The sequence below is a fragment of the Ochrobactrum sp. EDr1-4 genome (assembly GCF_049199085.1).
Lineage (GTDB): Bacteria > Pseudomonadota > Alphaproteobacteria > Rhizobiales > Rhizobiaceae > Brucella.
Genome location: NZ_JBLZOF010000021.1, coordinates 1 through 6,582, shown reverse-complemented (window position 1 = coordinate 6,582; position 6,582 = coordinate 1). Strand labels below are relative to the sequence as shown.

The following is a 6,582-nucleotide window of genomic DNA, read 5'->3' as shown; positions in this document are numbered from 1 at the left end:
AGTCATCCGAGCCTTCTTCAAAATGCAATTGGAAGCAGTCTTCTGCCGCAGACCAGATTATGATAGATTGCGATTATACGCGACTGCCTGCCAAAATGGCACCGCCAACGGATATGCCCCGCTTACCTTGCGATTTACGCGTTACGCGTTGAATTGGCAGCCATTTAGTCAATGATTTATAATAATTATTATTTTAATATTTAACACAAATAGTTGATAGGTTTCATTACTCTGACGTTAACTATGTTTGTTAATCGTCCGATAAGTAGCTTTGTTTTGCCTTGATACACCTGGGACATTAGCACAAGGTAGTTATGACATAACCATTAGCCGGGGCATATTTGTTGGCGGTTCTTTTGTTTTTGAGCCAAAGTCAAGAGTCCGCCCGTGCAGAAAATCTGCTGTCCGCTTTCCAGATTTCCAGTCAAGATTCGGAAGGTGTTACTTACCGTCGACAACATGGTTCATAAGATCCTGAAAGGAACTAAACCTACGACCCGTCAGTGATGTGGATGGATTAAACGATCACTAAATAATAACAACTCCATGAATGTGAGTTAGAACCTAAAGGGTCCAGTCTTCTACCCGTAAACCAGGAACACGATCAAACTCTCTACGATTGTTCGTAACCATAATCAAACCACGTGAGCGGGCGTGGCCAGCTATCAATTGATCGTATGGACCGATAGGAGTTCCATTACGGGCCAACTCAGCACGTAATTGACCCGAATGGTTTGCTGCTGGTTCATCGTACGATAACACCTCAAGGCGAGCTGCGAACCCCTCCACGACTGCAAGGTTTTTTTCGGGATTCGCGGACTTTTCCGCCCCGTAAATCAATTCCATCAAGCTAATCGAGCTGATGCACAATTGATCGTGGAAGCGGTTAAATGCTTCCCGCACTTGCTGTGGTCGATTCTTGATCGTAAAAATGCATATATTAGTGTCCAGCATGTACTTCAGCATTACAACGCCTCACGCTCCTGCGACGCAGGCTGATCACGCTCAATCATGAAGTCAGATGTTGGTTCAATACCTTCAAACCAGCTATCCCACACCTCACCAACAGGTGCTATAATTCGAGTGCGTCCCACAGCAACAATATCAACGCGCTTCACATCGGCAGGCAAAGCTACTGCCTTCGGCAAGCGGATAGCTTGACTTCTGTTGCTCTGGAATACTGCTCCCTGCTCCATCTTCGTTATTCCTAATTATATCCACGTTGATATGATATAGATAATTTAATAGAAGGGATATGTCAATGGGATATACTTTCGGAGATCAATGAGCCGGCCTATCGAGTGGCTTATTCAAACCAATGGCCATCGATGAAATTGCTACACGCGCTTGGAAAGCCGAAAAGCTTAGCCTCCAACCCTGCGGGCACGAACTAGCGGATTTGAAAACGGGGCAGATTTAATGGCACCAACTGATCCGTTATATGGGCACAGTTACCTTAACCTAAGCGTAAACATCGTTGGCGATAACGGGTGATGATCGAACCTCGTTCTTCGCTTTACCACCGCCATCGTTATCCCGCTGAGATTATTGCAGAGGCGGTGTGGTTGTATTTCCGCTTTCCACTTAGCTTTCGTATGGTCGAAGATATGCTGGCTTATCGCGGATATTCGTCACACATAAGACAGTTTACGAATGGGCAGAGAAATTCGGACGGACTTATGCCAGTAATATCCGTCGTCGCACACCGCGCCTTGGCGATAAATGGCACTTGGATGAGTGCGTAATATCTATCAAAGGTGAGCATCACATTCTTTGGCGAGCGGTTGATCAGGACGGTTTTGTGTTAGATGTTTTGGTCCAGAAACGCCGCAATACCAAGGCCGCCAAGCGTTTCATGTGCAAGCTTCTCTCTGCTCAAGGTTGTGCACCGCGGGTTATGGTCACCGATAAACTACGATCATATGGCGCTGCCAAACGAGCTATAGGCCTTAGCGTTTGCGATCATCGCCAGCATAAGGGTTTGAACAATCGGGCAGAGAATTCACATCAGCCGATCCGACGACGCGAGCGGGTTATGAAGCGCTTTAAATCGGCGCGACATGTGCAAAATTTCAAGTCGATACATGACCCGATTTACAATCTTCATTATTTCCCACGCAACCAAATCAGTTCAGCCAATCACCGAGAGCTACGTCAAGCCGCCACTGACATGTGGCGTGAAATCTCGTGCCTGAAATCTGCATGACAGAGGCCACAAAGAATGAGCCATGTCTGCACTCTCGTTAAAGTAACAGTGCCATTGATGGGTGTTAAAACAAGAGCTTCAACGAGGAGATTGCTATGTCGCTGAAAAAAGAAATAAAAATATCGGCAGAACGTGTCATCGATAAATCGAGAAGCTCCTCTAAAACTCTACAGGCCAGTCCGAGTATCGCTGCAATTGGCCATACTTTAAGACGCTTAAACTCGGACGAGTTCGATGTTAGTAGAGTTCAATTTGATGACCTTTTAGCCCGCCTCAAGAATGTTGACAATAACTGCCATATATCACGTGAGATAGAACGTCGATTCCACGAGTAGGAGCCCCCTCCAATTTGTATAAACTAATTTCAAGGCAATATTATTACAAATTCCAATGTAATTGGCGCAGACGTTTCATAAAAAATATGTTAGTTTGACGCCACTATTTAAATTTAATTTGACAATTTGTTGTGTATATTCTAAATAATATATATCGATATTTTCTTTTTGAGTTTTGCTTATTGCACAATTAGCACCGTGCCCTGAACGAACCCCATTTTAAAAATCGTTATCACTTTGAATCACGCTTTGGCGTGTTGTTTTCTATGTTGCTAAGAGAGGGTTTATTATGACCACCGGCACAGTTAAATGGTTTAATTCCACAAAAGGGTTTGGCTTCATTCAGCCTGACAACGGCGGTGCGGACGCATTTGTTCATATTTCTGCCGTCGAGCGCGCCGGAATGCGCGAAATCGTCGAAGGCCAAAAGATTGGCTACGATATGGAGCGTGACATGAAGTCGGGCAAAATGTCTGCCTGCAATCTGCAGGCTGCTTAAATAGGTTTTCTTCTTTCCTTTGACCACGGATGTACTGGCATTGTTGAAAGAAGATTGCTTTTGAGGGTCGAGTGCACGCTCGGCCCTTTTTAATACCTACTTAATATAAGAATTCATTTTCAACAGGGAGGCGGAATGCAAACTCCATCAGTGAATGCATTTAATTTGATAACCACAGTACGAAAATTAGGCATCGCACCTGAGACGCAGCTCTCGTCCACAAATAACAGCCTGGCACGCCCTGCGTTGTCGAGAGAGTGGTCAAAGCTTTCCAATGTTCTGAAAAGAAGCGCTGGTGGTTGCTCAAAAAGCCGCGCGAGATAGTCACGCTTAATTTGTTCCACTTTGGGAGTATCGCACTTTGATAACGGAATTAACAAAAGACACACTGTTCAAGCCCGTCGCTACGCGTATGGAGTCGCAGAAGTCACGAACTGACATGGCTGCTAAAACTATTCTAAACGAGGAAAAGTCTGCTAACGCGGCAAAAACAGAACGGTTAAGGGCAGCCAGAATTGCCCGTGACCTTACTTCTTAAGCTTTAGTATAGGAGATATTTTGCAAGTTCTTGTTCGAGATAACAACATTGACCAAGCCCTACGGGTTCTAAAAAAGAAATTGCAGCGTGAAGGCGTTTTCCGCGAGATGAAAGCTCGTCGCGCGTATGAAAAGCCTTCCGAAAGACGAATTCGGGAAAAGGAAGCTGCGATAGGTCGAGCCAAAAAAGAAGCGAAGAAGAAAGCTCAACGCGAAGGTTTGTTACCTAAACCGAAGCGAAAGCCGTTTTCTAAAAACATCCAAGCTTCACCAAATGGCAATGAAGCGCGTAACGCAGCATAATCTGGCTGATTTGCAACGCTTAGTACTGGCTCGGGTAGCCTTCGCCAATTTCCGTCCATTATATAACGCAAAAATTAGCGGCAAAAGCGACAGGCTAATGACAGCGCGGCTTGAAAAAGTATACCTTGTGAAAGCAGCAAGCCGTGCGTTTTCCACCTTGTATACTCTTATCAGCCAAATGAGTCAGCTAAACTTTAAATTCCTACTAAACATTAAGAGGATAAATCTTGAAAAGCCAAAACAGTAATGAATTTGCCGATCGCCGCTCCAATGCTGCTGCTGCCAAAGCCTCTCTTCTCAACGCATACAATGCTGCAAAAGCCGCCGCTGAGCCGTCGCGGCTTGAAAAACATGCGGAAAGAGTTGCTATCGTTGAGGCTCGTGAAGCACGTCGCGTTGAACGAGATCGCCTGAAGCTTGAAGAGCGTATTCGCCTAGTAGTAGAGGCAGCTGATAAGCAAGCAGCAGTCGAAGCCGAGAAAGCTTTGGAAGCCAAATCGCTCGAGATGGAGCATAATGCTCGCATAGCACGGGTCATAGAAGATGAAGCTGCACGCAAGGCAGAGCGTGACAGACGCTACGCCCAACGTAAGGCGAGACAAGCTTAAGTTCTCAAGCAATAAATTGGCGATCAAGATCCTGTTTTTTACTCTGTGCTCGCTGATACGCTAGTTTAACATGCTTGATGATTATCAGACGATGCTTTCGCTGATTTAGGTAATTCCACGAACTATTTAATTCTGATCAAGTTTTACAATCGCTGGCTATATCGCCAGCGATAATTACATTGAAAATGTTTTATCCATTACACATTGCGTTCCATTTAGAGTGAGGTGAAGTTGAAAACCAACACCCCTGTGAAAGCTAATGCGTGATGATCGACAAAGGTATTTCGAGAGTAACCACCAAGCCATCACGCATATAATTCTTTTCAATCGTTCCCATGAGTTGTGACTCAATGGTTCTGGTGACCATTTTGGTTCCAAATCCTTTTCTAGTTGGCTTTTCTAGAACCTGTGGTCCCCCAACTTCACGCCAGATTATCTTTAACGTGTCGTTATCGCAGCGGCCCATCAATTCAATACGTCCATGTACCACCGAAAGAGCGCCATATTTCGCTGAGTTCGTCGCTAATTCGTGAATGACGAGTGCAAGCGCTGCTGCAGATTTTTTACCAACCGATACAGCGGGAAAGGCAAGCTCAAACTGATTGTCGTTTTGGTTGAAAGGCTGAAGCAGAGCATCAATCAATCCCTTAAGGCCTTTAGCAGCTACTTCATCTTTTGTGTTTTCATTGATGATGAAGTCATTCGCCTTGCTAAGTGCTTGAATCCTTCCGGTAACGCTTAACACAAAGCTATTGAGATCAGTTTCAGTTCTGGATGATATCAAGAGTAAGCTGGAAATAACTGAAAAAATGTTTTTAATCCGATGAGCAAGCTCGCCTTGAATGAGCGATCGCTGCTCATCGAATTTTGCCAACTCCTCCACGCGCTTCCGCATGGCGATTTGTTCTTCGACGAGCTTGGCAAAGTCTGCAAGTATTTCCTGCTCTTGCATCGTCCATTGATGAGGCATTGAATCAATTGCACAGAGCGAGCCTAAGACATGCCCATCACAGCTAATCAAAGGAATGCCAAGATAGGCCCTGACGTTCAAGTCAGTGATGGCGAGGTTGTCGCATACTAGAGGATCGAGAGTCGCATCCTCAATAATCAGCGGGGCGGCTCTTGCAACAACATGCTGGCAAAACGAGTGAGTTAAAGGTGTCTCTCGCTCGGTTTTCCAGGGTTCTGGAAGGCCATATGTACTTTTAAAAAACTGCCTCTTGGTATCGACAAGTGATACGAGTGCAACCGGGACTGATAACGATCTCGCCACCAAACGTGTTAGGCGGTCAAAGCGTTCTTCTGGTGAGCTGTCCATCAAGTCAGTTTGATAAAGCGCGCTGAGGCGTTGGCGAGAAATCTCGAGCTGCTCTGTCTCACTGTCTGCCGAAATTGATAGGACTTCGTGTGTGTCGTTCAAGCTGCATCCTCAGACGTTATTCGCGATTATAAAATGCTCATGTAATGGCATTCTGGATATGATCAACGCCATGGAACTAAATAATTGTTTTTATTAAGGCGCGCTAAATTTAGACGCGCTATAAGCAACTCACACAATGATCGCTATTTTATCTCCCTACTATGCCGGGTGGATATGATTAGGCCGTTATTTTGAAATTTTCGATATATCATAAGATTAAATATAGTAATTACTTGTGAAATATTGGCTCATTATGAACCAGTTTTCCATTGCGGGTTAACCCACACAAATTTGGAAATCGACATGTGTTACAATCGAATACCTGTGAAGGGGCTGATCAACCTCAAATACAAAACTGGGTCAAACTCAGATGATGTTCAACAAGCAAGCTCTACGAGCGAACCTCAATTATCGTTACGACCAATCTGGCGTTTAGTCAGTGGCCCACCGTCTTTGGTGATGCCAAAATGACAACTGCACTCCTTGATCGGCTGACGCACCATTGCGAAATCGTAGAGACAGGCAACGATTCATGGCGCTTTAAAAGCCGCTCTCAAAGCTCACATGAGGATTTCGTCGTCAAGATCAATCATTGTTCCATAGCTTGTCCCCTTCGATTTTGTATCGAACCCATGGTCTGAGCCATCTTGCTTGACGCGGCACGTTTCCGTCAC

The 6,582-nt window shown here is 45.1% G+C and carries 6 protein-coding genes and 2 pseudogenes; 5 read left to right on the top strand and 3 right to left on the bottom strand.

Annotated elements, in window-relative coordinates; genetic code table 11:
• Positions 1-564: 564 nt before the first annotated feature.
• Complete coding sequence (gene vapC, locus ACOZHT_RS24280) at positions 565-966, bottom strand: type II toxin-antitoxin system tRNA(fMet)-specific endonuclease VapC (protein ID WP_339514133.1); 402 nt, start codon at positions 964-966, stop codon at positions 565-567.
• A complete protein-coding gene (gene vapB, locus ACOZHT_RS24275; RefSeq protein WP_105708324.1) occupies positions 966-1,196 on the bottom strand; it encodes a type II toxin-antitoxin system VapB family antitoxin in 231 nt (76 codons plus the stop codon). Before vapB ends, vapC begins: the two co-directional genes overlap by 1 nt.
• A gap of 297 nt (positions 1,197-1,493) precedes the next feature.
• Between vapB and ACOZHT_RS24270 the strand changes: the two are divergent.
• The 4 genes and pseudogenes from ACOZHT_RS24270 to ACOZHT_RS24255 all read left to right on the top strand — a co-directional run bounded on the left by ACOZHT_RS24270 (position 1,494) and on the right by ACOZHT_RS24255 (position 4,488).
• Positions 1,494-2,206, top strand: a pseudogene (locus tag ACOZHT_RS24270) (IS6 family transposase).
• 624 nt (positions 2,207-2,830) lie between these two features.
• A complete protein-coding gene (locus ACOZHT_RS24265; protein ID WP_094507679.1) occupies positions 2,831-3,040 on the top strand; it encodes a cold-shock protein in 210 nt (69 codons plus the stop codon).
• Between the two features lie 558 nt (positions 3,041-3,598).
• Positions 3,599-3,880 (top strand): 30S ribosomal protein S21, encoded by a 282-nt coding sequence (rpsU, locus tag ACOZHT_RS24260; protein WP_339514129.1) that lies wholly within the window; start codon positions 3,599-3,601, stop codon positions 3,878-3,880.
• 227 nt (positions 3,881-4,107) lie between these two features.
• Complete coding sequence (locus tag ACOZHT_RS24255; protein WP_339514128.1) at positions 4,108-4,488, top strand: DUF6481 family protein; 381 nt, start codon at positions 4,108-4,110, stop codon at positions 4,486-4,488.
• Between the two features lie 256 nt (positions 4,489-4,744).
• Here ACOZHT_RS24255 and ACOZHT_RS24250 read toward each other — a convergent pair whose 3' ends face one another.
• The gene (locus ACOZHT_RS24250) at positions 4,745-5,908 is read right to left on the bottom strand and encodes a GAF domain-containing protein (protein WP_339514127.1); all 1,164 of its coding nucleotides are present in this window, start codon (positions 5,906-5,908) and stop codon (positions 4,745-4,747) included.
• 383 nt (positions 5,909-6,291) lie between these two features.
• Between ACOZHT_RS24250 and ACOZHT_RS24245 the strand changes: the two are divergent.
• A pseudogene (locus tag ACOZHT_RS24245) lies at positions 6,292-6,549 on the top strand (ATP-binding protein); the annotation flags it as partial.
• Positions 6,550-6,582: the final 33 nt, after the last annotated feature.

Excerpts from the sequence above, each read along its gene's own strand:
- vapC (WP_339514133.1), bottom strand. The coding sequence starts at position 966 with ATGCTGAAGTACATGCTGGACACTAATATATGCATTTTTACGATCAAG.
- vapB (WP_105708324.1), bottom strand. The coding sequence starts at position 1,196 with ATGGAGCAGGGAGCAGTATTCCAGAGCAACAGAAGTCAAGCTATCCGC.
- ACOZHT_RS24265 (WP_094507679.1), top strand. The coding sequence starts at position 2,831 with ATGACCACCGGCACAGTTAAATGGTTTAATTCCACAAAAGGGTTTGGC.